This is a genomic window from Neptuniibacter sp. QD72_48, assembly GCF_047778065.1.
Classification (GTDB): Bacteria; Pseudomonadota; Gammaproteobacteria; order Pseudomonadales; family Balneatricaceae; genus Neptuniibacter.
Genome location: NZ_CP180547.1, coordinates 3,278,503 through 3,301,128, shown reverse-complemented (window position 1 = coordinate 3,301,128; position 22,626 = coordinate 3,278,503). Strand labels below are relative to the sequence as shown.

22 protein-coding genes are annotated in these 22,626 nt (G+C 45.2%); 12 read left to right on the top strand and 10 right to left on the bottom strand.

Going from position 1 to position 22,626, the window contains the following annotated elements; translation table 11 throughout:
• The first annotated feature begins 18 nt into the window (after nt 1–18).
• Complete coding sequence (gene efp, locus ACMXYX_RS15075) at nt 19–582, top strand: elongation factor P (RefSeq protein WP_415882477.1); 564 nt, start codon at nt 19–21, stop codon at nt 580–582.
• Nucleotides 583–636: 54 nt separating this feature from the next.
• On the opposite strand, the gene ACMXYX_RS15070 is transcribed toward efp, so the two are convergent.
• The gene (locus tag ACMXYX_RS15070) at nt 637–1,614 is read right to left on the bottom strand and encodes an ion channel (RefSeq protein WP_415896997.1); all 978 of its coding nucleotides are present in this window, start codon (nt 1,612–1,614) and stop codon (nt 637–639) included.
• Between the two features lie 189 nt (nt 1,615–1,803).
• Between ACMXYX_RS15070 and epmA the strand changes: the two genes are divergently transcribed.
• Both epmA and ACMXYX_RS15060 read left to right on the top strand, forming a co-directional pair.
• The gene (epmA, locus tag ACMXYX_RS15065; RefSeq protein WP_415896996.1) at nt 1,804–2,772 is read left to right on the top strand and encodes an elongation factor P--(R)-beta-lysine ligase; all 969 of its coding nucleotides are present in this window, start codon (nt 1,804–1,806) and stop codon (nt 2,770–2,772) included.
• Between the two features lie 17 nt (nt 2,773–2,789).
• A complete protein-coding gene (locus tag ACMXYX_RS15060) occupies nt 2,790–3,215 on the top strand; it encodes a hypothetical protein (protein ID WP_415906199.1) in 426 nt (141 codons plus the stop codon).
• Between the two features lie 3 nt (nt 3,216–3,218).
• Here ACMXYX_RS15060 and ACMXYX_RS15055 read toward each other — a convergent pair whose 3' ends face one another.
• Nucleotides 3,219–4,370 carry a MalY/PatB family protein gene (locus ACMXYX_RS15055; protein ID WP_415896995.1) on the bottom strand — a complete coding sequence of 384 codons (1,152 nt, stop codon included), beginning with the start codon at nt 4,368–4,370 and terminating at the stop codon, nt 3,219–3,221.
• Nucleotides 4,371–4,669: 299 nt separating this feature from the next.
• Here ACMXYX_RS15055 and ACMXYX_RS15050 point away from each other — a divergent pair, with 299 nt between their 5' ends.
• From ACMXYX_RS15050 to rimI, 3 genes are read left to right on the top strand one after another with little or no spacing between them, the layout of a single operon-like run.
• Complete coding sequence (locus ACMXYX_RS15050) at nt 4,670–6,211, top strand: 2-isopropylmalate synthase (protein ID WP_415896994.1); 1,542 nt, start codon at nt 4,670–4,672, stop codon at nt 6,209–6,211.
• A gap of 44 nt (nt 6,212–6,255) precedes the next feature.
• On the top strand, nt 6,256–7,083 hold the full coding sequence (locus tag ACMXYX_RS15045; protein WP_415906198.1) for a hypothetical protein: 828 nt from the start codon (nt 6,256–6,258) through the stop codon (nt 7,081–7,083).
• Nucleotides 7,084–7,092: 9 nt separating this feature from the next.
• Entirely contained in the window at nt 7,093–7,557 is a 465-nt protein-coding gene (rimI, locus tag ACMXYX_RS15040; protein ID WP_415882470.1) for a ribosomal protein S18-alanine N-acetyltransferase, read from the top strand.
• On the opposite strand, the gene ACMXYX_RS15035 is transcribed toward rimI, so the two are convergent.
• On the bottom strand, nt 7,554–8,468 hold the full coding sequence (locus ACMXYX_RS15035) for a GGDEF domain-containing protein (RefSeq protein ID WP_415906197.1): 915 nt from the start codon (nt 8,466–8,468) through the stop codon (nt 7,554–7,556). The two genes, rimI and ACMXYX_RS15035, sit on opposite strands and share 4 nt — an antisense overlap.
• A gap of 126 nt (nt 8,469–8,594) precedes the next feature.
• Here ACMXYX_RS15035 and ACMXYX_RS15030 point away from each other — a divergent pair, with 126 nt between their 5' ends.
• Entirely contained in the window at nt 8,595–9,263 is a 669-nt protein-coding gene (locus ACMXYX_RS15030; RefSeq protein WP_415882468.1) for an energy-coupling factor ABC transporter permease, read from the top strand.
• Between the two features lie 6 nt (nt 9,264–9,269).
• On the opposite strand, the gene ACMXYX_RS15025 is transcribed toward ACMXYX_RS15030, so the two are convergent.
• Entirely contained in the window at nt 9,270–9,806 is a 537-nt protein-coding gene (locus tag ACMXYX_RS15025; RefSeq protein WP_415882467.1) for a response regulator transcription factor, read from the bottom strand.
• Nucleotides 9,793–11,046, bottom strand: a complete 1,254-nt coding sequence (locus ACMXYX_RS15020) for an ATP-binding protein (RefSeq protein ID WP_415906196.1) — start codon at nt 11,044–11,046, stop codon at nt 9,793–9,795. The genes ACMXYX_RS15025 and ACMXYX_RS15020 overlap by 14 nt, the downstream gene beginning before the upstream one ends.
• A 117-nt stretch (nt 11,047–11,163) precedes the next feature.
• Between ACMXYX_RS15020 and ACMXYX_RS15015 the strand changes: the two genes are divergently transcribed.
• Nucleotides 11,164–12,744, top strand: coding sequence for a peptide chain release factor 3 (locus ACMXYX_RS15015; protein ID WP_415882465.1), 1,581 nt, complete (start codon nt 11,164–11,166; stop codon nt 12,742–12,744).
• A 74-nt stretch (nt 12,745–12,818) separates the two neighbouring features.
• The gene (locus ACMXYX_RS15010) at nt 12,819–13,586 is read left to right on the top strand and encodes a TatD family hydrolase (RefSeq protein WP_415906195.1); all 768 of its coding nucleotides are present in this window, start codon (nt 12,819–12,821) and stop codon (nt 13,584–13,586) included.
• Here the strand turns inward: ACMXYX_RS15010 and ACMXYX_RS15005 are convergent.
• Both ACMXYX_RS15005 and ACMXYX_RS15000 read right to left on the bottom strand, forming a co-directional pair.
• Nucleotides 13,578–13,979 (bottom strand): hypothetical protein, encoded by a 402-nt coding sequence (locus ACMXYX_RS15005; RefSeq protein WP_415906194.1) that lies wholly within the window; start codon nt 13,977–13,979, stop codon nt 13,578–13,580. The genes ACMXYX_RS15010 and ACMXYX_RS15005 overlap by 9 nt on opposite strands.
• Nucleotides 13,980–13,993: 14 nt before the next feature.
• Entirely contained in the window at nt 13,994–15,904 is a 1,911-nt protein-coding gene (locus ACMXYX_RS15000; protein ID WP_415896988.1) for a beta-ketoacyl synthase, read from the bottom strand.
• Nucleotides 15,905–16,144: 240 nt separating this feature from the next.
• Here ACMXYX_RS15000 and ACMXYX_RS14995 point away from each other — a divergent pair, with 240 nt between their 5' ends.
• Nucleotides 16,145–16,801, top strand: a complete 657-nt coding sequence (locus ACMXYX_RS14995; protein WP_415906193.1) for an OmpA family protein — start codon at nt 16,145–16,147, stop codon at nt 16,799–16,801.
• A gap of 65 nt (nt 16,802–16,866) precedes the next feature.
• Here ACMXYX_RS14995 and ACMXYX_RS14990 read toward each other — a convergent pair whose 3' ends face one another.
• Nucleotides 16,867–18,078: a flagellar assembly protein T N-terminal domain-containing protein gene (locus ACMXYX_RS14990; protein WP_415906192.1), complete on the bottom strand. Its 1,212-nt coding sequence runs from the start codon at nt 18,076–18,078 to the stop codon at nt 16,867–16,869.
• 215 nt (nt 18,079–18,293) lie between these two features.
• On the opposite strand from ACMXYX_RS14990, the gene ACMXYX_RS14985 reads away from it, so the two are divergent.
• Nucleotides 18,294–19,019, top strand: a complete 726-nt coding sequence (locus tag ACMXYX_RS14985) for a FlgO family outer membrane protein (RefSeq protein WP_415882459.1) — start codon at nt 18,294–18,296, stop codon at nt 19,017–19,019.
• An 8-nt stretch (nt 19,020–19,027) separates the two neighbouring features.
• Entirely contained in the window at nt 19,028–19,513 is a 486-nt protein-coding gene (locus tag ACMXYX_RS14980) for an LPP20 family lipoprotein (protein ID WP_415892579.1), read from the top strand.
• A gap of 64 nt (nt 19,514–19,577) precedes the next feature.
• Here ACMXYX_RS14980 and ACMXYX_RS14975 read toward each other — a convergent pair whose 3' ends face one another.
• Nucleotides 19,578–19,868, bottom strand: a complete 291-nt coding sequence (locus ACMXYX_RS14975; RefSeq protein WP_415882457.1) for a DUF1244 domain-containing protein — start codon at nt 19,866–19,868, stop codon at nt 19,578–19,580.
• Between the two features lie 50 nt (nt 19,869–19,918).
• Complete coding sequence (locus ACMXYX_RS14970; RefSeq protein WP_415896986.1) at nt 19,919–22,618, bottom strand: [protein-PII] uridylyltransferase; 2,700 nt, start codon at nt 22,616–22,618, stop codon at nt 19,919–19,921.
• Nucleotides 22,619–22,626 lie beyond the last annotated feature (8 nt).

The following is a 22,626-nucleotide window of genomic DNA, read 5'->3' as shown; positions in this document are numbered from 1 at the left end:
AGAGATACAGAGAACATTATGGGCAACATTTCTACTAACCAGTTTAAAAATGGTCAGAAAGTAATGATCGACGGCGATCCATGCGCAATGGTTGACGTTGAATTTGTAAAACCAGGTAAAGGTCAGGCGTTCACACGTGTTAAGTTGCGTAACCTGATGTCCGGTCGTATCTGGGAACGTACCTTTAAATCAGGTGAGAGCGTTGAGCAGGCTGATGTAATGGATACGACTATGGAATACTCATACTACGATGGTGAGCTATGGTACTTCATGGATCCAAATACTTTTGAGCAGGTAGGTGCGGACGAAAACGCAGTTGCTGAAGCTAAGCCATGGTTGAAAGAGCAAGACTCTGTAACGGTTACTTTGTTCAACGGTAACCCAATCTCTGTGACTCCTGCTAACTTTGTAGAGTTAGAAGTAACTGAGACAGATCCAGGCCTTAAAGGCGATACTGCTCAGGGTGGTTCTAAACCAGCTACATTGAGCACTGGCGCTGTTGTACGCGTTCCTTTGTTTATCAACGAAGGTGAAGTACTAAAAATTGATACACGTACGGGCGAATACGTTTCTCGCGCGTAATGTTGTTAAGGGGCAGATCACTCTGTCCCTTTTCCTCTCCTAACTTTATTTCTCCTACCTTGTCATCTTCTTGACGAACACCACTACAAACAGCGCCATTGTAAAACTGCCTAAAAAGGCTTCAATAGCTGCAACAAACCTTGCGAGCCCTATAGGTGCTATGTCTCCATAGCCCAGTGTAGTGAAGGTTACAACGCTGAAGTAAATCGCATTGAGGAATTCTAAGAAGATCGCTATGGCACCGGTGCTGTCTGGGTAGATTGGATTGGATGCGGTTGTTCCGAGAAAGAAATACACCAGTGCGCACAGCAATATCAGACAGACTGAAAACATTACGACCCTGATAGGGGATTCGCCGTAACCACAAAACAGATCGACCCCCTTTGAAATAATGCGCCGCGAGCTATATAGGGGCATCTGGTAACGCCGCAGCCTCATCTCTTTCTTAAAAAAGTGACCTGCGATTTCAAATAGCCCTTCTTTTTCGCATTGTTTGCGAATAATACGAGCGACCTCTTCGGCTTCTTGGCACAGAGATATGGCTTCTTGAGGGTTGTTCTGCTGAAAGGCTTTTAGGGCTAATCTTTCTTGTTGTAGCTCTTTCCCCCACTCTATATTTTCCAAGCGTGTGTGGCTGAGATCTGCGCCGAGTAGATTACAGTTTTCTAAATGAGCACAGTGAAGGTTGGCGCCTGCCAAAGTACTTTTCATCAACGATGAACCACGTAGGTCTAATCCAAAACAGTGGGCATTGCGCAGATTCGCGCGGTAAAAGTCAGCTTCTCGACATTGGTAGCCGCGCTTGCTACCACGGTTTACCAAATTGATATCTTCCAACTGCGCGCGTGCTAACTGAAATCCATCGAGAGGCTTGCCTGCTTGAGCCCATTTTTCCACAGCGTTCTTTACGCCTTCATCCTGGCTTTTATCCACAGAAGGGTCGTGCCAGTAGCATAGGCCTGAGTCATTGGCGGGTTCACTGCATTGCCAACCATCTGGATTGCAATAAGAACAGTTTTTAGGTGTTGTCATGGCTGCATACCTCTACAGCGACCGTTATTCGGTGATATGCATAGTGCACTTAAGTGTAGAAGGGGATAAGTGAAGTGACCAAACAGATGGACAGTTACGTATGTGGGTTCATCGATTTAATTTTTATTGGAGGGGGGCAAGCTGATAAAGTTACGCCTAGTGGTTTTAGATGGAATAAGTAACTTCAGTATGAATGATTGGCAGCCTTCAGCTTCAATAGACAACTTGCGTAAACGCGGCGAGTTATTCGGATATATTCGTGATTTTTTCAAGCAGAGAGGTGTATTAGAAGTAGATACGCCAGTGATGTCTAACTGTGCGGTGAGTGATCCTTTTATCGATAGCATTGAGGTAGATTACCGCGAAACGTTAGGCGCAGAAGGGCGACAGTTATATCTGCAAACATCACCTGAATATGCCATGAAACGCTTACTAGCTGCTGGCAGTGGGCCGATCTATCAGATGAGTAAGGTGTTTCGAAATGGCGAATATGGTCGTCGTCACAATCCTGAATTTACTATGTTGGAGTGGTATCGCCCGGGCTTTGATGATGCTGACCTGATAGATGAAATTGAAGCCTTGATTAAGCCTGTTTTACAGTTAGATCAAGTAGAGCGTATCACCTACTCGGATCTGTTTTTCCGCTATTTAGGTTTTAGGCCGGAAGAAGTCATTTTAGAAGACTTAATTAAAGAAACGCGGAAGCATATAGATATCGAGCTAGATGACTCTGATCCGGATACTTGGCTGAATTTGTTGATGTCTCATGTGATCGAACCACAGCTGGAACAGGTTGATGCCATTTTTGTGATGGATTATCCACAAAGCCAAGCAGCATTGGCGCGAGTGCGAAAAAATTCAGCGGGAATAACTGTAGCAGCAAGGTTTGAACTGTTTGTCAGAGGCGTTGAGCTGGCGAATGGCTATTACGAACTGACAGATAGTGTCGAACAAAAGCGTCGATTAGATGCTGACCAAAAGCAAAGAGCTACATTGGATCTGCCGCAGCGCCCTCTTGATACACGTCTTGTGGACGCGCTGGAGGTAGGAATGCCTGATTGTGCTGGCGTAGCCTTAGGTGTTGATCGGTTGTTGATGTTAGCGCTACAGGAATCTTCCTTAGCCAATGTTATCCCTTTTGATCTGCCGCGTGCTTAAGTGGGGTATGCTAATCGATGAATGAGTTTAAGTTGGTTTACGGTGGTTATCAGAGCCAGCTTGGGCACTATTGCGATATTTTGGTTGATGATCAGCCACTACTTGATTGGGTGAGTGATTATGAAGCGGCTTTTGCAGGCAGTATTAGTGGCGCCTACATCTGTGGTTTTAATCAAGAGATGTTGCAGCGAGCTTGTACTGATAGTGAGATCGTATTGACGCCATTTGTGTGTAACTGCGGTGATATAGATTGTTGGCAGTTAAACCTAACGCAATCTTGTTATTCAGATATCGTTGCTTGGCACAATTGGAATAATCCAGCTAGGTCTAAACAGGAAGGTTGGGATTATCGAGATTTTGCTCCGCTGAATTTCTCAGCGGAGCAGTATTTTGATGAATTGAAACGCGCTCTTAAACTGATTGAGTCGAAGTCGGATCTTTAGGTTTTAGGCTGGTAGTTCATTGACCAGTGCACGTTTAATTCGGCGAACGGCTTCTTCGAGCGTGCTTCGTGTGCAGCCGAAATTCAAACGCATATAGTTATTGTCGCCAAAGTCTCTTCCCGGAGACATACCTATACCAGCTTGCTCAAAAAAATGTGCAGGGTTGGTCAATTTCGCTCCTGATACATCAATCCAAGCAAGGTAGGTGGCTTCAATTGGGGCGAGCTTTAGACCTGGGATCTGATTGATCTCCTTTTGTAGGTAATCGCGATTAGCTCTGAGGTAATCAAGCTGTTGTTGATTCCATGCTTCCCCTTCCTGATAAGCTGCAATAGCTGCAGTGTACCCAAGTAGGTTCACATCAGGCACTACACCTTTCTTAGTATTAATAAATTTCTTACGTAGTTCCGGATTACCAATAATGGCAAAAGAACAACCCAAACCGGCGATATTAAAGGTTTTACTTGGCGCCATGAGCGTTATCGTTCTTGCCGCGATCTCGGGGCTGAGTGAGGCAATAGGTGTATGTTGTAGCCCTTGGTCGAGAATCAAATCGCAGTGTATTTCGTCTGAGCAGATATAGAGATCGTGTTTAATAATAATCTCGGCAAGTTGTTCCAGTTCTTCTTTGCGATAGACCGTACCACCGGGGTTATGAGGGTTACAAAACAGTAAAAGTCGCGTTCTTTCGGTGAGGGCATTCTCTAACGCATCAAAATCGATGATCTTGCGGCCATCAATGTCCTGCATAGGTAGTGTGCAAACCTCACGATCTGAGAGACGAGGAGCCGACATAAAAGGCGGGTAGATAGGTTTAGGGGTTAAAACCGTATCTCCACTTTTACCGAGGCTACGACAAGCGAGGTTTAGACCGCAAACTAAACCGGGTAACCAAACAATGTCATTGCTATTGACCTCCCAGTCGTAAAAGTTCTGCATCCTTTCAATAACCAGCTCATTAAGCTCAACAGGAACATTAGTGTAACCAAAAACACCGTGGTCTATACGTTCATGTAGCGCTTTAATCACGGCAGGCGGAGACATAAAGTCAGTGTCGGCAACCCACATAGGTAGGATGTCGCTATCACTGTATTTTTCCCACTTCTGACTCGCTGTACCTTTACGGTTGATTTGATAATCAAACTCTGTGGACATGATCTCTCTACTTGTTCGTTATTTGCCGAAAACACGGGTTGCAAAACAGCCGCCCGGCGTTATAGTGGTGGGCATTGGATTACCACACAAATCCCTGTAGCTATGAGCTATCAAGAGAGTAAAGCAACGCGAAGTTTTAAGACTGGTTTTTATTGTCGATAGCGTTGAAAACTATCCCTGCTTTTTGAACAGTATAGTGCTCTCCTGTCCTTTTTTTGAATACAGATTTTGTAAAGAATTTAGAGAGCAGCGATAATTGTAAGTATTGATCGCTGGTGAGTCGGTTTGGAGCAAACCTTATGAGCAATGACAATCGTGTAATTATTTTTGATACAACTTTGCGTGATGGCGAGCAAAGCCCTGGTGCATCAATGACGCGTGATGAAAAGCTGCGTGTAGCTAAGCAGCTTGAGAAGATGCGTGTTGATGTAATTGAGGCTGGTTTTGCTATTGCGAGTCCGGGTGATTTTGAGTCGGTAAAAGCGATTGCAGAAGCTGTGACGGAAAGTCGCGTTTGTTCTCTATCCCGTGCGCTTGATGCTGATATCGACCGTGCTGGTGAAGCACTTCAGAATGCAGCAATGGGTCGTATCCATACCTTCATTGCAACGTCACCTATCCACATGAAATACAAACTGCAGATGCAGCCTGACCAAGTGGTTGAGCAAGCAGTAAAAGCAGTAACGCGTGCGCGTAACCTAATTGATGACGTTGAATTCTCGTTAGAAGATGCGAGCCGCTCTGAATTGGACTTTATGTGCCGTATCATCGAGAAAGTAATCGATGCTGGTGCACGTACAATTAACATCCCAGATACTGTTGGTTATGCGGTACCGGGTGAGTTTGCTCACACAATCGGTCAGCTAATCCAGCGTATTCCAAATGCTGATAAAGCGATTTTCTCTGTACATTGTCATAACGACTTAGGCTTAGCTGTAGCTAACTCTTTGGCTGCAGTTGGTGCCGGTGCGCGTCAGGTTGAATGTACGGTAAACGGTCTAGGCGAGCGTGCAGGTAATGCTTCTCTAGAAGAGATCGTGATGGCGATTCGCACCCGTAAAGATACCCTAGGCGTTGAAACGAATATCGATACGACTCAGATCGTACCGGCGTCTCGTTTAGTCTCTAGTGTGACAGGCTTCCCTGTTCAGCCTAACAAGGCAATCGTAGGTGCAAATGCATTCGCACACGAGTCTGGTATCCACCAAGATGGTGTTCTTAAACACCGCGAAACATACGAGATCATGACCGCTCAAGATGTGGGTTGGAATACTAACCGTATGGTGCTTGGTAAGCTGTCTGGCCGTGCTGCGTTCCGTACGCGTTTAGAAGAGCTAGGCACTACATTTGCGACAGACTCTGAACTAAACAATGCTTTCTCTCGCTTTAAAGAACTTGCTGATAAGAAGAGCGAGATTTTTGACGAAGATCTAGTGGCGCTAGTAAGTGATACTCGCGCTACAGCAAGCAGTGAGCAGTTCAAGCTAACAAGCCTATCTGTGACTTCTCAAACAGGTGAGACGCCTGTGGCTAAGATTGTGATGCAAGTGGGTGACGAAGAGAAAACAGCGGAAGCTACTGGCGGTGGTCCAGTGGATGCTGCATTTAAAGCGATTGAGATGATTGCAGATTCTGGTGCGAGCTTACAGATCTACTCTGTAAACGCTGTGACAGAAGGAACAGACTCTCAAGGTGAGGTAACTGTACGCTTGGAAAATGCCGGCCGTATCGTGAATGGTCTAGGAGCGGATACTGATATCATCATCGCATCTGCAAAAGCCTATATCCATGCTTTGAATATGCTGGATGCAAACGTTCAAAAAGCTCATCCTCAGGTTTAATTGAGGATTGAGCTCTTAAGTAAAGTAACGACAAGGTAGTAGCTATGGAGCAAGAACAGCTTAGGCATCAATATTTGGATGCAATGGGCATATCCAGCTGGCTACCTTGTGCCCCTCTCGCGGGAGCGAAACCATCACCTGATTGGGTTGATGACTTTCAGTATCCCGCTCCAGAAATTCCTTTCGATTCTCCAAATTGCTCTCAGCAGCAAAATGTAGCTAGTACAGCACCTGTTTCTAGAAAGTCATCTCCTGAAACTATGCAGCAGGGGATGTCGGAAGCACGCGCTGCTTTAGGTTTAGTGTCAGAAGAGGTTAACAAACCAGCTTCTAAACCTGTGGTTCCTATCGCAGAGGGTTCTGATGTAGTTGCTGAGCCTGATGAGGTTCAAACGCAGGAACAGGATGAAGCACCAGTCTTTAAGCTTGTCTTCCAGCGGATCGGCAGTGTGTTGATTGTGGATAGCCTACCGCCTCAGGGTGGAAATTTTGCTAACAATTATCAACAGTTGGCTGCTGCCATCGTGGCTGCTTTAGGTCGATCAGGTCCTGCTGGAGCTGCTTTTATGCTTCCTTGGCCGATGTTTGCTAGCAAAACCTTAGATCAGGGTTATAAGCAGGCCCTTAGTGCAGTTCAGCATAAGCTGTCAAAAGAACTGCAAACTGAAGAGGTACAAACGGTACTTCTCTTTGGTGAAGCTGCAGCTCAAATGGTGATGGATCGTAAAGAGAGCTTGGAAGAGCTTAAAGGTATCAGCTTCACGATTAAATCTGGCGTTAAAGCGATTGCGACCTACAGTTTGACTGAAGCGATGCAGCTTCCGGGAATTAAACGTCAAATCTGGTTAGACCTGAAATCTAGCGTTGCTTAAGCTTCTCCTATGAACATTGATGACCTTCAGGCCAAGGATCTTCCAGCAGTAGAACGTATTGCTCAATCCTGTTTCGCTCATGGTGCCTGGTCGGCTAAACAATACCTACAGCAAATAGAATCAGAGCGATCTGTCGCTCTTGGTTTGTATGCACCGGACTTAATTGGCTATGTCATGTTTTCGCAAGTTCTAGATGAGGCGGAACTGCTCCAGATAGCTATAGATCCAGCCCACCAAGGGTGTGGTTATGCACAGCTCCTGGTAAGTCAGGGAGCTCAACAGCTACAAAATGCTGGCGTTATTCGAGTGATGCTTGAGGTGAGGGAATCTAACTTAGCTGCAATAGCGTTGTATGATAAAAGTGGCTTTGTAACTGAAGGGGTGCGAAAAAATTACTACCCTTCAGTTCAAGGGGGGCAACGCGAAGACGCTGTGCTAATGGGTATGTCTATAGAGCCAGTACTCTGTAATTAATCAGAGAAGGTGCAGCTGCGGTTTCGACCACTGTCCTTGGCTTTATAAAGCGCTTGATCGGCTTGCTTTAGCAGTGCAGAGGGTGTTTCTGCATTGTTAGCAGTTGAGCTAATGCCCATGCTGACAGTCACATGCTCTGCTGCTTGAGACTTAACATGAGGAATGGCTTTGGTGGCTAAGGAGGCGACAATGTTGCTTGCGATCTTTTCTGCTCCCTCTATATCAGTATCCGGTAGGATAATGACAAACTCTTCACCACCATAGCGTGCCAGAAGGTCATGAGAGCGATTAAGCTGACCTTTCAATAGCTTGGCGACGGCTTTAAGACATTCATCCCCTTGCTGGTGGCCATAGTGATCGTTATAGGTTTTAAAGAAATCTATATCGAGCATGATGGCTGCTAACTCGAGTTGCTCTCGTTTGTTGCGTTTCCACTCTTTTAACAGGTTAGTTTCCAGATCTCGACGGTTAGAAATCTTTGTAAGTGGATCTTGTGAGCTGAGCTTTTCAAGGCGAGAATTTGCTGCATCTAAGGCTTTCTTCATATTGGCGATACGTTCCATCGCTAATATTTTTGCTTTAAGGACAATCGGACTCACCGGTTTGGTTAGGTAATCGTCACCGCCCGCATCAATACCTTCCTCGTAGTGCTTTTCATCACTCTGACCGCTGAGGAAAATAATAGGGAACCAATCGTTAGGAAAGCGGTTGCGGATTTCGCGTGTGAGGTCGAAACCATTGAGGCCGGGCATTTCGACATCGGTTAAAACTAAATCTATTCCACCCTTGTCTAGAGCAGCTAGGGCTTCATCTCCTTGAGAGGCGGTAATAGGTGTATGATTGGCGTCCTGAATAACGGCGCTGATTATTTCACGAATAAAACGATCATCATCTACTACAAGGATGTTCATTTATTCTCCACATTGGTTAAGGGAAAAGTGATACACGTCAAAAGAAATACCGTATCTCTTTATCATATAAGTAGATAATTAATCTTCAACGTAAAATGCGTCCTAATCATTAAAAAGTAGAAAAATATGAGCTTCTCCGAAGGATTATTACATTCATATTGGTTGATTGGTGGTGCCCTTATGTACTGTATGGTTTTTTTTTATGCCATCAGAAATGCACCTTGGTCTACATTAGGTGATAACCGAACATTGCAGCATATGTTATTTGGTGCCACTGCATTGCTAATGGCTTTGTGGTCCATGAGAGCGGGTATTTCTCCAGGTTTAGGTATCCATTTTCTAGGTTTGACCATTATGACCTTAGTGTTTGGTTGGGATCTGGCGATACTTTCGGCTACTGTTGCATTAGTCGGTATGGCGGTTGTGGGGAAGGAAAGCTGGGATGGTTTGCTGTTAAGTGGCGTCTGTTCTGTGCTGCTGCCTGTCGCGTCTACTTGGATTCTCTATCGCTTTGTCGAAGCTAAAATGATGAAGAATTTCTTTGTTTTCTTATTCGTTTGTGGTTTTTTAGGCGCAGGTCTCTCCGCGGCTATTGCAGGCTTATCCGCCAGTGCGATTCTAGTGCTAGACGGTGTATACACGGTTGAGAAAATTATCCACGAATATGTACGCTATCTGCCGCTGATTATGTTCCCAGAAGGATTGATGAATGGGATATTCCTGACTGGGATGTTGGTGTTTCATCCTGATTGGGTGCGTACCTTCGATGCCAAGGTTTATATAGACGATCAGTAAAGTGCTTTATCGTTTTACCGGGCGCTTAGATAGTTTTCGCTGCAGGGTCCTTCGGTGCATGCCAAGTGCTCGAGCTGTTGCTGATACATTACCATCATGTTCGTTGAGCACTTTTTGGATATGCTCCCATTCTAGGCGGTTCACCGACATTGGCTGCTCAGTCACTTCCATTTCAGCATCTGCCTCAATCTTATTTAAAGCGGTCAGAATTTGATCGGCATCTGCAGGCTTTGGAAGGTATTGGGTCGCGCCGAGTTTGATCGCTTCTACTGCTGTGGCTATGCTTGCATAGCCCGTCAGCATTAGAATTTTCATTGCAGGGTTTTGTTGTCGAAGTTTGGGGATCAGTATCAGCCCGGAGTCCCCATCCATTTTAAGATCGACAGTCGCTAGGTCTGGTACCCAGGTTTGGATCAGCTTTTCGGCTTCTTCGGCGCTACGTGCAACTTGAACTTCAAACTCCCTACGTGTCATTGCGCGTGAGAGTACGCGGGTGAATGCCGGATCGTCATCAACTATCAAAAAGCGTTCAGTCATCTGCATGCCTTATCGGAAGAGTCACTTCGGTTAACGTACCACCTTCAGGGCGGTTATAGAGTCTTACATCGCCATCATAGCGTGCCAATGTTGTGCTAGTAAGGAATAGTCCTATTCCTAAGCCTTTACCCTTTGTGGTGATAAAAGGTTTACCTAGATTGCTGCTCTGTTCAAGGCTAATTCCCGGCCCGTTGTCGTAGATGCGGAAATATACTGTCTGTTGATCCCAGTCTAGCTCGATATTGATATCTTCGGGCTCTGCATCTGCGGCGTTATTTAGCAGATTTAACAGGGATTGTTTTAGTGATGTTGTACAGTTTAATGAAGGAGGTTCTCCGTCACCTTGTACAGTGAAGGTGCGAGTCACCTCTGGACGAAGAACCATAAACTGCTCAATAACATCTTCTACCAATGCCATGGTGGACATCTGCTGCGCAGTCGCCTGCTCCTCTTTCACGCTTTGACTCATCTGTTTAAGGCGTTGTGCACAAAGTTCGGTTTGTTGACGTAAGAGTTGTAGGTCTTCTACTAACTCTGGGTTTTCAGCGTGCTCATGCTCTAATTCATTTAGTAGAACTTGCATGGTGCTCAATGGTGTCCCCAGTTCATGAGCTGTGCCGGCAGCCATATTGGCGAGCGATAGAAGCTGTTGATCTTGAATGCGTTTCTCGCGTTCTTGATCCAATGTCTCTTGCTGTATCTGCATGGATTGGCGCATGCGTACAATAAAATAGGTTACAACAATTACTGTTAGGAGGAAGTTGATCCACATTCCTAAAATATGGATATCGAACAGCTCCATAATGCGGTGCTGATGACTGTTATCCAGCTGAACTAGAGGTTCGTAATAAAACAGCAAAGAGCTATAGATGGCGATGATCATGAAGGCTATCAGCCAGACATAAGCTCTCGACATGGTGGCTGAAGATATAATCAGCGGGACGAGCAGTAAGAATATAAAGGGATTGGTTGCTCCCCCCATATGAAATAATAGCGCGCCATACAGCGCCATATCTGCGATCAATTGAGAGAAAAACTCAGGCTCCGTGACAGGCCAAGGTGAAAAAAGGCGAGCGTAAGTCATCACATTTAGCAGCGCTAAGGCGGCCAGGGTTGTGCCAACTAGCCATACTTTAAGATCGGCCTGTAAACCGTAAATCGCAAAGATAACCGCGATACATTGCCCGAACAGGGTGACGGTTCTGATGTAAGAAAGCTGAATTAAATTATCGCGATGATTAGCCATGAAAGGATTATACCGTAGAGTAATGAAAAACTGACGAGGCAAAATGTCGCAGTGGAGGTAATTTGTCACAGTCAGAGTATAATGCCTGCTTTCTGTCACCATAAATGATGTTTATCCATGAGTATCCTGCAAGAAGAAGTTAATCAACGCCGCACCTTTGCGATTATTTCCCACCCCGATGCGGGTAAAACGACCATTACTGAAAAGCTGTTGTTGTTTGGACAGTTGATTCAGCAAGCGGGTAGTGTAAAAGGGAAAAAAGGCGATCGTATGGCTACATCTGACTGGATGTCGATGGAGCAAGAGCGTGGTATCTCGATCACCTCTTCTGTTATGCAGTTCCCGTACAACGGTCGCATGGTTAACCTGTTGGATACTCCGGGTCACGAAGATTTCTCTGAGGATACTTACCGCACATTAACGGCAGTGGATTCTGCGTTGATGGTTGTGGATGGTGCGAAAGGTGTCGAAGATCGAACCATTAAGCTGATGGAAGTTTGTCGTCTGCGTGACACGCCAATTTTCTCGTTTGTGAACAAAATGGACCGTGAGATTCGTGATCCGATTGAACTGCTAGACGAGATCGAAGAAGTTCTGAAGATTGCTGCTGCGCCTATTACTTGGCCAATCGAAATGGGACCGCGTTTTAAAGGTGTGTATAACCTTTATACCGATACGATTCATGTCTTCCAGCCAGGCCAAGGTCATACTATTCCTGAAGATATTCAGGTTAAAGGTCTTGAGAGTGATCAAGCTAAAGAACTTTTAGGTGATATCTACGAAGACTTCCTTGATGAAGTGGAGCTGGTTCGTGGTGCAACTCATGAGTTTGATAAAGAAGAGTTTATGGCGGGCAAGCTGACCCCTGTCTTCTTTGGTACGGCTTTGGCGAACTTTGGTGTTCGTGAGATGCTAAATGATTTCGTTGAGTGGGCGCCTGCGCCAATTCCACGTGCGACACTAACCCGTGAAGTTGAACCGGCTGAAGAAAAATTCAGTGGTTTTATCTTTAAGATTCAAGCCAATATGGATCCGAAACACCGTGACCGTATTGCTTTTATGCGAATCTGTTCCGGTAAGTACAGCAAAGGCATGAAGATGCGTCATGCACGTATCAAAAAGGATGTGAAAATTGCCGATGCGGTAACCTTTATCGCAGGTGATCGTGAGAACGTAGAGGAAGCATGGTCTGGTGATATCATCGGTTTGCATAACCACGGTACGATCCAGATCGGTGATACGTTTACTGCAGGTGAAGATCTTAAATTTACAGGTATCCCTCACTTCGCGCCGGAAATGTTCCGTCGTGTGCGCCCATTGGATCCACTAAAAATGAAGCAGCTACAGAAAGGTTTGCAGCAGCTATCGGAAGAGGGTGCAGTGCAGTTGTTCCAGCCGTTGAAAAATAATGACCTAATTTTGGGTGCGGTAGGTCAGCTACAGTTTGATGTTGTTGTATTCCGATTGAAAGATGAATACAAGGTTGAGTGTAAGTACGAGCCGATCAGTGTGCAGACAGCGCGCTGGGCTGAGTGTGATGATGATAAAATGTTGTCTGACTTCCAGAAGAAGAATCACGATAACTTGGCAATCGATGGCAGTGGTCTTCTGACTTACTTAGCACCAACACGCGTGAACTTGAGTTTGGCTGAAGAACGTTGGCCTGATGTAGCTTTCCGCGCTACACGCGAGCACTAAACCACTTACCACTAAATAAATGGCTGCAAGCATCTAGGCTTGCAGCCATATATTTCCCGCCCTAATCTAATGCTATGCAATTTATCGATAGCCACTGTCATTTAGACTTTTCAGAATTCGATCTTTCTCGGAAAGAAATACTTCTTCAGGCAAGAATCGCCGGTGTAAGCGATATTGTCGTGCCTAGTGTCATCGCTGATAGGTGGCAAGACTTATTGAGTCTGGTTAAGTCGGATCATGATCTCCACGCCGGGCTTGGTTTACATCCCTGCTTTATGGCAAAGCACACTCCAGCAGATCTTGAAATTTTAGAAACCTTGTTGGCGACTGAGCAGGTTTGCGCTGTAGGTGAGATAGGGTTGGATCTTTTCATTCCTGAGGCCAATCTAGATCAACAATTACTCTATTTGAATGAACAATTGGCTTTGGCGAAGAAGTTTAACCTGCCCGTATTGCTGCATGTTCGTAAAGCGCATGATCAGATGTTAAAACAGTTGCGGCTAATTCAGCTAGAGCGAGGTGGTATTGTGCATGCTTTCTCTGGAAGTGAGCAACAAGCACGACAATATCTGGATTTAGGTTTCAAATTGGGTATTGGTGGAACGGTTACTTATGAGCGGGCGAAGAAAATTCGGCGGCTTGTGCAAGAATTGCCGCTGGAGTCTTTTGTGTTAGAAACGGATGCGCCGGATATGCCTTTAGCTGGGCATCAGGGGGAGGTTAATCTGCCAGCGAATGTGGCAAAGGTGGCAGAAGTGATAGCAGAACTTCGTCAAATAGCTGTGGAGGAGGTTGCAGCTATCACTACCCAGCAATCAAAGAACCTATTGCGCTTAATATAAACCGCTTTCAATAGTGCCTAGAGCATCCCAAGCGATTTGGGTCTTGTCGTTAACAGGAATCTTAAAGTAGCGGCCTGTAGTGCCTGCAGGTGAGCTGGTGTAACTGCCATCGGCAGGGTTTAGAAGCATACGAGTAAGTGATACTGGGTAGTTTGGCCCTTTAACTTTAGTGCCGTAAGCTTCTTCAATAGGCGCTAGCTGAGAACGAGAAGAGACAATCTTAGTCATATCGCGACATTGAGTGGTATTGCCTAAGCAGATAAAGCGAAACTTTGTATCCACTAGGTAATAGTCAGTCTCGGTAGGCTCCGATTTGCCTAGGGATAATGAGTCCATGCTCATGCAGCCGCTTAAGCTTAAACCTGCAATCAAAAGTAATACTGCATTACGCATACTTATATCCTTATTTAGCAAAGGTCTTCAAAAGGGTTACTAACTTCTAAGCTCACAGGGTTGGCATAGCCTGGAAGTTTTATTTGTGAATCAGTGATTTTAAGATCTTCGCCTTGTAGCACATTGTGGTCGTAGCGATAGATTGGTTTAGCTTCACCGAGAATGGCTGCTTGGTCATAAGCACTCGCGACAGCACGCGTCTGCTCAAGCTTGTTCTGATACTCTTTTAATTGTGTAGCGCTGTAACGTTTTTTAAGCATGTTGTGTACAACATGTGGCGCTAGTACAGGTGCAGATGCGTTGTTGCCACCGAAGCCTTTAGAATTCAAAAGTACAGAGTCCATGCCGGTAGCACCCACGTCATGGTGTTGGTTGCTTAGATTCAGGTTGCTCTTGTGAACATCATCAGCAAACGTAGGTGTTGTTACGATGCCTGGGATATAGCCGTATTTCCAAGTACCTAGAGAGGTACTCAATTGATCACCGCCAGCGGTACCTTGGGAGTGACCTAAATAGCACTTAACTGCGGAAACCGTCCAGTTATCAATCGAGAAGGCTTTAGCTGTCTCGTTGATAACATGAGATTCGGTTACGCGGTTTTGCGGAGTGCTTGTCCCGTGGGCTTGAACAAAACTGCGTTGTTGAAGTGATTCTTCACCTAGCATCGAACGGATCAAAGAGGCTGACTTAGCTAGAGTAATATAGTTGCCTACGCCTGGAGCAGAGATCGATTTCTTATGGCCGTCAGCATTAACAAATACTTCTGGTACAGCACCATAGATTTCGGCGCCTAACTCAACAGCTAGATCATCACTCATCAATAGAACAAATTGGCTACTTTCGCCAATGGTGAATCCACAGTTATTACCAAACGGACGACATGCTTTGCGGTAGTCATCGCTGGTGAGTTCAGCAAGATTGTCTAATGCCAAAAGGTCCTTATCTTCAGCAAGTGCGCCCATCGCGCGGAAGCCTTCGATAACTTCTGGGGTGATTGGGGCATCGCTGCCACCAACTAAAACTACTTTGCGACGACCGCTGCGGATATCATTAACGCCACTGCGCAAGTTATATAGGAAGGTTGCACAAGCACCTAAAGCGCCGCCAGTCGTTCCTACATTTCCTAGAATATAAGCATTCACAAAATCGGCTGGCATTTGCGCATAGCCAAGAGGCATCTGTTTAGATGTTGTGCGCTTACCAATCGCTGGGAATTTAGTTAATCCACCAAAACCAAAATCATCTAATTGACCAATAGAGTTACTGGCATAAACTGCAATCTGGTCTGGTGCAACGTAAGCACTGATGCGTTCAAATGGGATGCCGCTTGAAGAGATCGCATCTGATGCCGCAAAAACAGTCATTTGCAGATTACGTGGGTGATTACGAGATTGGTAGAGTTTGCCTGGTTGGAAGCCGCTAGGCAGCTGGCCTGCCGATTGAACAGGTGCTGTTTTGCTATCCGGTAAAATTGCTTCTAATTTACCTGTGACTTCAATATAAAATTGCCCAGAAGATGTCTCCGTCACTTGCCAATTGCTTGGAATGTTTTGCGGCATTTGGCGTTTACGTAACTGGAATCTTAAGGTTTCGTCACCTAAATTGATGCTTGCTGGCTTATTAAACATGACGTTGTTGACGTCAAAACAGCTATCTTCGATCTGTCGGATTAGAGTGCTATTGAGTAGTTGTTCTTGTAGAGACTCAATAAGGGACTCTGCAGTGCAAACTTCACCTTCTTGGTTTAGATATTGGCCTTCAGATGTTGTTGCTAGGCCAGTCAGAATAGCGAGATCGGTTAATGTCTCAGTGCGAGATTTAGAATCCAGCTTATCGATGATTAAACGGCGATAAGCATGGTGAAATGAGGCACGTCCAGCAGGGTTTATACCACCAAAACCAACAATGACAGGAAGCTGGGACAATTGTATCTCCTCAAAGGGCAGTACTACAGATAATCGAAGGGCTCTATCTAACCGCTACACAATAACGTATTTTAAGCGACAGTAGATATAGGCCAAATCTAAAAATTACAATCGTATTATTTTATCGGTGTTTACCCGTACTGACTAGCATCTATGACTTATTTTATTTGTTTTTAGTCAGCGAATATTCAGCCATACTATGGCCGAATTCAGGGAGCGCAAGAATCTTAGGAGATATGCATGAAAAAATTGATTGCTGTAGCCGTTACAGGTGTTCTGCTAACGGGTTGTCAAACGTTGGACCCTTACACTGGTGAACAGAAAGTAGGTAATACTGCGAAGGGTGCAGGTATTGGCGCTGTTGCTGGTGCCGTGTTGGGCGCTGCAGTTTCTAGTAAAAGTGATCGTGGTAAAGGTGCTTTAACAGGTGCGCTTGTAGGTGGCGCTGTTGGTGGCGGTATCGGCTATTACATGGATCAACAGGAAGCTTTGTTACGTCAAGAGTTAGAAGGCACAGGTGTTCGTGTCGAGCGTATTGGTGATTCTATCCGTTTGATTATGCCGGGTAATATTACATTTGCAGTTGATTCTGATCGTATCGCAGGTAGTTTCTACCCAGTATTAGATTCTGTAGCTAAGGTGTTGGCTAAGTTTGATCAAACTGAGCTGAATGTTGATGGTTTTACCGATAGTTCGGGTTCTTTTGAATATAACCAGCAGTTGTCAGAACGCCGTGCTGCTCGTGTAGGTGATTATCTTGCGAGTGCGGGTGTTGAGCGTTTACGTATTAACGCTCGTGGATATGGTGAGCGTTACCCTATAGCTGATAATAAAACAGCAGCTGGTCGTTCTCAGAACCGTCGTGTAGAGATCAATATTAGCGGAACACGTCGCTAAGCATTGATATAGCACTCGAGCGTATTATTAGGTTCGAGTGCATTCCTTTCTTAATCTGCTTTTCGTTAGCGAGCGATAGCTAAATCGCCAGGCCTGATATTGTATGACGCAGCTGCGCTACTGATGTGGCCAGAAGCTGAGCCCATTTGGACGTCATCAATTACCAATGTTTGTTTGGTATTGGTTAGTTGAGTGGTTGCTTTCATATCTGGTGAGTAATAAGTGGACTTGCGGTAAATTGTAAGTTTGTCGCCTCGTTTCAAGCCCTGCTGCTTACCAGAGTTAATCCAGATATTTCGGTCTTCAACTTGAGTAATCATGGTAGAGAAAGGCTCGCAAAGTAATTCGTGTTGAAGTTCTTCAAGAATGGTTTTCTGGAGCTGTTTAACTTTTTTTCCATAATCCTGTTTGAAAAATCCAGCAGTATTGAAGCCTGTCTTAATTGTGCGATCTAGATTCCAGAGGCCAGCAGTTTGATAGTGTTTTTGGCTGACCAAGTGTCCAGTCATACCATCATGGATAAATAGGTCTATTTCAAAGTTTCGTAAGTGCCTTTTACTTTTGTAATCCAAGGTGTTGTAAAGGTCGATTAGGTAGTTTTTTTCGGCGTGAGTACGCGGGTCCATCATCGACATATCGCGGATAACGCCGGAAACAACGTAGTTTACATTAAGCTGGCCCGCTGTTTGTTGCATGCTGGAAAGCGCACCATCATCCAGCTGATTGGTTGGAGCAAATTCTGGTTGTGGGTGAAGGTTTAGACGGCCGGCGTTATGGGCAACAAAAGACTGTTTGTTATTCATCAGTTGTGCAATTTGAGCAGGAAAAACACTGCTCACAGTCCCTAAACCACCTAGGTTGGCTTGTTTAAGTTTTAGTAGAGGGAAGGCGGTAACAGCAATTGACTTTGTATAACTGTTACTTACGCCGTTGTGACATCCTTGATCAATCAGCACATCAGCCCGTATGCGGATAAAAAGGGTATTACCAACGACCTTCTCATCGACTATCTCTATATTGGATACTTGGCCTAAGGTGCTGATCTGCATATTGTCGATTTCTAGGATGCCATCGCGAACGACTTGGCTGCTAGAAATATACACGGCGGCTTGCATAGAGGCTTGTTGTGAAGCATCTCGAATGGCAGCTTCTCGAGCAGAGTTTATATCTTTGTTAGCAATAATAGCTTGGCCTTGAGCTTCAACAACAACTGCCTGAGCTGAAAGGGGCAATAGAAGTAGGCAGGCTAAGATTAATTTTTGCACTAGATTAAACATATCTCACCGTTGACCGATTACTTACACTATAAGTAGATAACTTAAATAACAGATGTTGGAGCTGTGGGCATCTTATCTCAGGGCGCTTAAAGCTGACAGTATGTAATTACAATATGATTGTAAATCATTGTATAAGGTCGCGTTTTGTATTGCTCCCTATACCTAGATGATTATGTTAGATTGTGGTGCGTAACCTTTGAGTTTGGAAGATCAGGATGAAAAATATTTTACTGCTGTTTGCGATCGGATGTTTAAGTGGTTGTATGCAGCAAACGAATAAAGATGCTGGGCCTGAGTCCGTGCATATTGAAAGTATGAGTCCTGAAGTTGTTGCGGAGCTGCATAAGCTAGAAAAGGCGCATATCGCAGAAAAGGAAGCGCTGTTGGAAAAAGAGCGTGCTATGTTACAGCGAGAGGTTGTGCAGGTTGATGTTTCTCCAAATGGTTTGGATCCTCTCAGTGAAGCTGTTCAGCAAATGGCTGTGCAGATGACAGCGGGTTTGCAGCAGAACCGCGTTAAAACATTCCCAATGGCAGTCATTCCATTCACAAATTTACATAATGAGCGCAAAGTTGGACGTTTTGGTGAGCGTATAGAACAAGCGTTTATTTATCAGTTGCAGCAGCATGGTTATAACTTGATTGACTACCGCGCGGCGGGGTTAACAACATCAACCAAACAGCCGCTATCGAAACAGAACCTGTCAGGCCTTAGAACACGCTACAAATTGTATTTCTTGGTGACTGGAACTTATGCGCAACATTCTGATGGCATGGTGATTAATGCCCGAGTGATTGATACGACGACTCGGCAGGTATTGGCAACTGGGCAGAGTCATGTGAGTAACGCTCGTTTAGAGGGTGGATTGCCAGGGTATAATCCTCTCAAAGCGTTAAATGAAGATTTGATTATCGAAAATGGAAGTGGGCCGGTTAGGTAAATCATCAAATGAAAAAAGCATACACAAATTTTTTTCGTAAATTGGCTGGGCTGTTTTTATTGACGCCAGTTTTACTTCTTCAGGGATGTGAAACGGCAGTTGAGACGACCATTGATATGGTTGAAGCGTTACCGGATGTTAATTTTCCAACCCGTGTAGAAGAGCCGAAAGAGCCTAATTGGGTGAGAGCGACGGGCTATGCGCCAATTAGCTTACAGCCGGGGAAAAATCGGCAGCATAAAATTCTGATGGCGATGCGCGCTTCTAAGTTACGAGCTTATCAAGAGTTGGCGGGTGTTGTTCATGGTCAGTATTTGTTTGGTACCACTTCAGTGCAAGATATGGTGCTGCAGAGCGATCAGTTTAAAGCTGCTGTCTCTGGGATCGTTAGAGGAGCAAGAGTTGTGAAGACTTATCCGGTGCAAGAAGATACTTATGCAACCACTTTAGAGGTGGATCTAAATCAGGTTCAACGAGCCTGGATTAGCCGCTAAATAGACAATAAAAAAGGGAGCTGATGCTCCCTTTTTTATTACTTAAGTTTTAATAGTTAAGCGATTATTTTTGAGTCGCTTCGAATGCTGCCATCTGCTCTGGTGTGGCTTTCTTTTGGTATTTGTCTTTCCAAGTGTCGTAAGGCTCACCGTATACCAGCTCTCGCGCAGCATCGTAATCGACTTCATGGCCGCGCTTTTCCGCTTCAGCTTTGTACCATTTGCTCAGACAGTTACGGCAGAAACCCGCCAGAATCATTAGATCAATGTTCTGTACATCTTTACGGTTGTCTAAGTGCTCTAGTAGACGACGGAATACAGCCGCTTCGATTTCATTTTGCGTTTGTTGATCCATGTTTTCCTCACTTTCTCTTAGTGCCTCGATTACCTGAGGCTACGGCTATATTAACGTTCGTGTTGGATATGTTCATCCAGCTGCTGGCAGATCTGATCCTGAAGGGTCTGACATAAGTCAGGATCTGAGACTGGCAGGCCTTGTTCGTTGGTGATAAAGAAGAAATCTTCTACACGTTCACCCACGCTCGCGATCTTCGCTTTACGTACAGACAAGTTATGTTCCGCGAAAATGCCACCAATGCGTGCAAGTAGACCTGGACGATCCGGTGTAATTACTTCTAGTACGGTCTGTTGAGCAGCTGGATCATTGCTTACATAAACTTGTGTTGGTGTAGCAAACAGCTTCATCTGACGTGGAACGCGTCGCTGGATAATGTCCGGGTAGTCATCTGGGTCATCTAGCTCTTCAATTAATCGTTGCTTGATTGACTGTAGATGGCTCGGGTTCTCCGACAATGGCGTATTGTCATCTGAAAGCACTGTATAAGTGTTAAGGACCTCGCCGCTATCTGTCACAATAATACGTGCATCTTGGATGTTGAGGTGTAATTGATCCATTGCCGCTACAGTGGCTGCAAAGAGGTTTTTGATATCTTTGCTGTAGATAAAAATCTCTGTTGCGCCTTCAAATACACGGTGAGATGTTTGGCGAATCAGGATCAGCGGCTCATCTGCTTTTGTATGTTCTAGAATTGCCTTGGTGTGTTCAGCGATGCTTTGGGCGGTCTCTCTAAGGAAATAATCATCTCCTATTGATGACCATAAAGTGTGTATATCGGTTTTCTCTACGCCTTGTCGATCCAATAGAATCTGAGCTTCGTGCTGAATCTGTTCGATACGGTCTTCTTTATTGATTGGGTTCTCTAAGCCACGACGTAGAGCGCGTTTAGTGTCGGTATAGAGTTTACGCATCAACGTTGCGCGCCAGCTGTTCCACAGCGTGTGGTTGGTAGCATTGATATCGGCGATAGTCAGCACGTAAAGATAATCAAGATGTACAATGTCTCGTACTTGTTGCGCAAATGTGTGGATAACTTCCGGATCTGAAATGTCTTTGCGTTGAGCTGTCATGGACATAAGTAAGTGGTTACGTACGAGCCAGGATACTAAATGGCTGTCCCACTTGCCTAAATGGTGCTCATCGCAGAATTCGAGTACGTCTTCAGCGCCTAGCTCAGAATGATCGCCGCCTCGACCTTTGGCAATGTCATGGAAAAGACCGGCAATGTATAGCAGTTCGATTTTGGGTAGCTGATTTACAATGCGATGACAAATTGGGAATTCTTCTCGGTAGTCGCGATGTCTGAATTGTCGGCACTTTTGAATCACCTTCATGGTGTGTGCATCAACGGTGTAGATATGGAATAGGTCGTGCTGCATCTGACCAATAATGCGGCCAAATTGAGGTAGGTAGCGACCCAAAATTCCGTATCGTGTCATTCGTTTTAATTCGGTGGAGACTCGCTCTGGGGAGCGAAGTAGTTCCATGAAGAGGCTGGTATTGCGAATATCCTTACGAAATTCTTCATCAACCTTGTGTCGATTGTCTCGAATTAAGCGGATAGTCGAGGCGCGAACACCTTTAATGGATGGATTTTGTGCTAACAGGACAAATAGCTCCATCAGGGCAAAAGGTTGGTGTTCAAAAGTGTTTTCGTGAGTGACTTCTAAATAATCGTTGTGGATCTGGAAGCGATTATTCAGAGGGGTGATCACTTGTTCTTCATCGGCGCGGAGGATTGCTTCATCAAAGTGCTGCAGTAGCATGTCGTTGAATTCTGACATGGTCATGGCAATACGGTAGTACTTGCTCATGAACTGTTCTACAGCAAGTTTTCCTTCTTCATCTTTGTAGCCAAAGAACTCAGCTAGTGTGCGTTGATGATCAAACAGTAGGCGGTCTTCGCGACGGTTGCAGAGCATGTGCAGTGCATAGCGAACGGACCATAGGTACAGCTCGCCTTTATTTAAGATATCTAGCTCTGTCTCTGTCAGAAAGCCATCTTCAACTAAGTCGCGAATGTAGGTAGAACCGAAATGTCTTTTGGATACCCAGCCTATGGTTTGTAAATCGCGGAGGCCGCCAGGGGAATTTTTAAGGTTAGGTTCTAGGTTGTACTCAGTATTGTTGGTCTTCTTATGGCGTTCTTTCTGCTCTTTTTGCTTAGCTAGGAAAAACTCTTTATCAGTCCAAGCGCCTTCTGATGTCACTCGATCATACATTTGGGTGTGTAGATCAGGATTGCCCGTTAGCGTACGAGATTCAATCAGGTTGGTTGCAATCGTAATGTCGCTTTGAGCTTCTTTATAGCATTCGCTGAGTGTTCGAACGCTGGAGCCTATGTCTAAATTGATATCCCAGAGGGTGGTTAAAAAGGCGCTGATTGAATCGTGTAGATCTTCAGCATTGACCTCATCATCTAATAAGATGAGTAGGTCAATATCTGAATGCGGGTGTAGTTCGCCTCGGCCATAGCCGCCAACGGCGATAAGTGAGATCTTATCCTCAGGCCATGGGTATTGAGACCAAGCGACTTGTAAGATGCGATCAATTTCCCACGCACGGCCGTAGATTAGTTTGCGAATGTCCTCCCCGGCCTTAAAGCGATCGTCAAGGCTGGTTTTTATTGTACAAAGAGCCTCTTTGTACACTGGAATAGGGGAGGTTGCCTCAGCTAACTTGGTTCTAAAATCATCGATGTCGATGATCTCTTCTTCGGCTAGTTGCTGGTGGAGGGTGGTCGACATCTTCGCAT

What these genes read in the sequence shown, in the direction of transcription:
- efp (WP_415882477.1), top strand. Translation starts at nt 19, where the DNA reads ATGGGCAACATTTCTACTAACCAGTTTAAAAATGGTCAGAAAGTAATG.
- ACMXYX_RS15070 (WP_415896997.1), bottom strand. Translation starts at nt 1,614, where the DNA reads ATGACAACACCTAAAAACTGTTCTTATTGCAATCCAGATGGTTGGCAA.
- epmA (WP_415896996.1), top strand. Translation starts at nt 1,804, where the DNA reads ATGAATGATTGGCAGCCTTCAGCTTCAATAGACAACTTGCGTAAACGC.
- ACMXYX_RS15060 (WP_415906199.1), top strand. Translation starts at nt 2,790, where the DNA reads ATGAATGAGTTTAAGTTGGTTTACGGTGGTTATCAGAGCCAGCTTGGG.
- ACMXYX_RS15055 (WP_415896995.1), bottom strand. Translation starts at nt 4,370, where the DNA reads ATGTCCACAGAGTTTGATTATCAAATCAACCGTAAAGGTACAGCGAGT.
- ACMXYX_RS15050 (WP_415896994.1), top strand. Translation starts at nt 4,670, where the DNA reads ATGAGCAATGACAATCGTGTAATTATTTTTGATACAACTTTGCGTGAT.
- ACMXYX_RS15045 (WP_415906198.1), top strand. Translation starts at nt 6,256, where the DNA reads ATGGAGCAAGAACAGCTTAGGCATCAATATTTGGATGCAATGGGCATA.
- rimI (WP_415882470.1), top strand. Translation starts at nt 7,093, where the DNA reads ATGAACATTGATGACCTTCAGGCCAAGGATCTTCCAGCAGTAGAACGT.
- ACMXYX_RS15035 (WP_415906197.1), bottom strand. Translation starts at nt 8,468, where the DNA reads ATGAACATCCTTGTAGTAGATGATGATCGTTTTATTCGTGAAATAATC.
- ACMXYX_RS15030 (WP_415882468.1), top strand. Translation starts at nt 8,595, where the DNA reads ATGAGCTTCTCCGAAGGATTATTACATTCATATTGGTTGATTGGTGGT.
- ACMXYX_RS15025 (WP_415882467.1), bottom strand. Translation starts at nt 9,806, where the DNA reads ATGCAGATGACTGAACGCTTTTTGATAGTTGATGACGATCCGGCATTC.
- ACMXYX_RS15020 (WP_415906196.1), bottom strand. Translation starts at nt 11,046, where the DNA reads ATGGCTAATCATCGCGATAATTTAATTCAGCTTTCTTACATCAGAACC.
- ACMXYX_RS15015 (WP_415882465.1), top strand. Translation starts at nt 11,164, where the DNA reads ATGAGTATCCTGCAAGAAGAAGTTAATCAACGCCGCACCTTTGCGATT.
- ACMXYX_RS15010 (WP_415906195.1), top strand. Translation starts at nt 12,819, where the DNA reads ATGCAATTTATCGATAGCCACTGTCATTTAGACTTTTCAGAATTCGAT.
- ACMXYX_RS15005 (WP_415906194.1), bottom strand. Translation starts at nt 13,979, where the DNA reads ATGCGTAATGCAGTATTACTTTTGATTGCAGGTTTAAGCTTAAGCGGC.
- ACMXYX_RS14995 (WP_415906193.1), top strand. Translation starts at nt 16,145, where the DNA reads ATGAAAAAATTGATTGCTGTAGCCGTTACAGGTGTTCTGCTAACGGGT.
- ACMXYX_RS14990 (WP_415906192.1), bottom strand. Translation starts at nt 18,078, where the DNA reads ATGTTTAATCTAGTGCAAAAATTAATCTTAGCCTGCCTACTTCTATTG.
- ACMXYX_RS14985 (WP_415882459.1), top strand. Translation starts at nt 18,294, where the DNA reads ATGAAAAATATTTTACTGCTGTTTGCGATCGGATGTTTAAGTGGTTGT.
- ACMXYX_RS14980 (WP_415892579.1), top strand. Translation starts at nt 19,028, where the DNA reads ATGAAAAAAGCATACACAAATTTTTTTCGTAAATTGGCTGGGCTGTTT.
- ACMXYX_RS14975 (WP_415882457.1), bottom strand. Translation starts at nt 19,868, where the DNA reads ATGGATCAACAAACGCAAAATGAAATCGAAGCGGCTGTATTCCGTCGT.
- ACMXYX_RS14970 (WP_415896986.1), bottom strand. Translation starts at nt 22,618, where the DNA reads ATGTCGACCACCCTCCACCAGCAACTAGCCGAAGAAGAGATCATCGAC.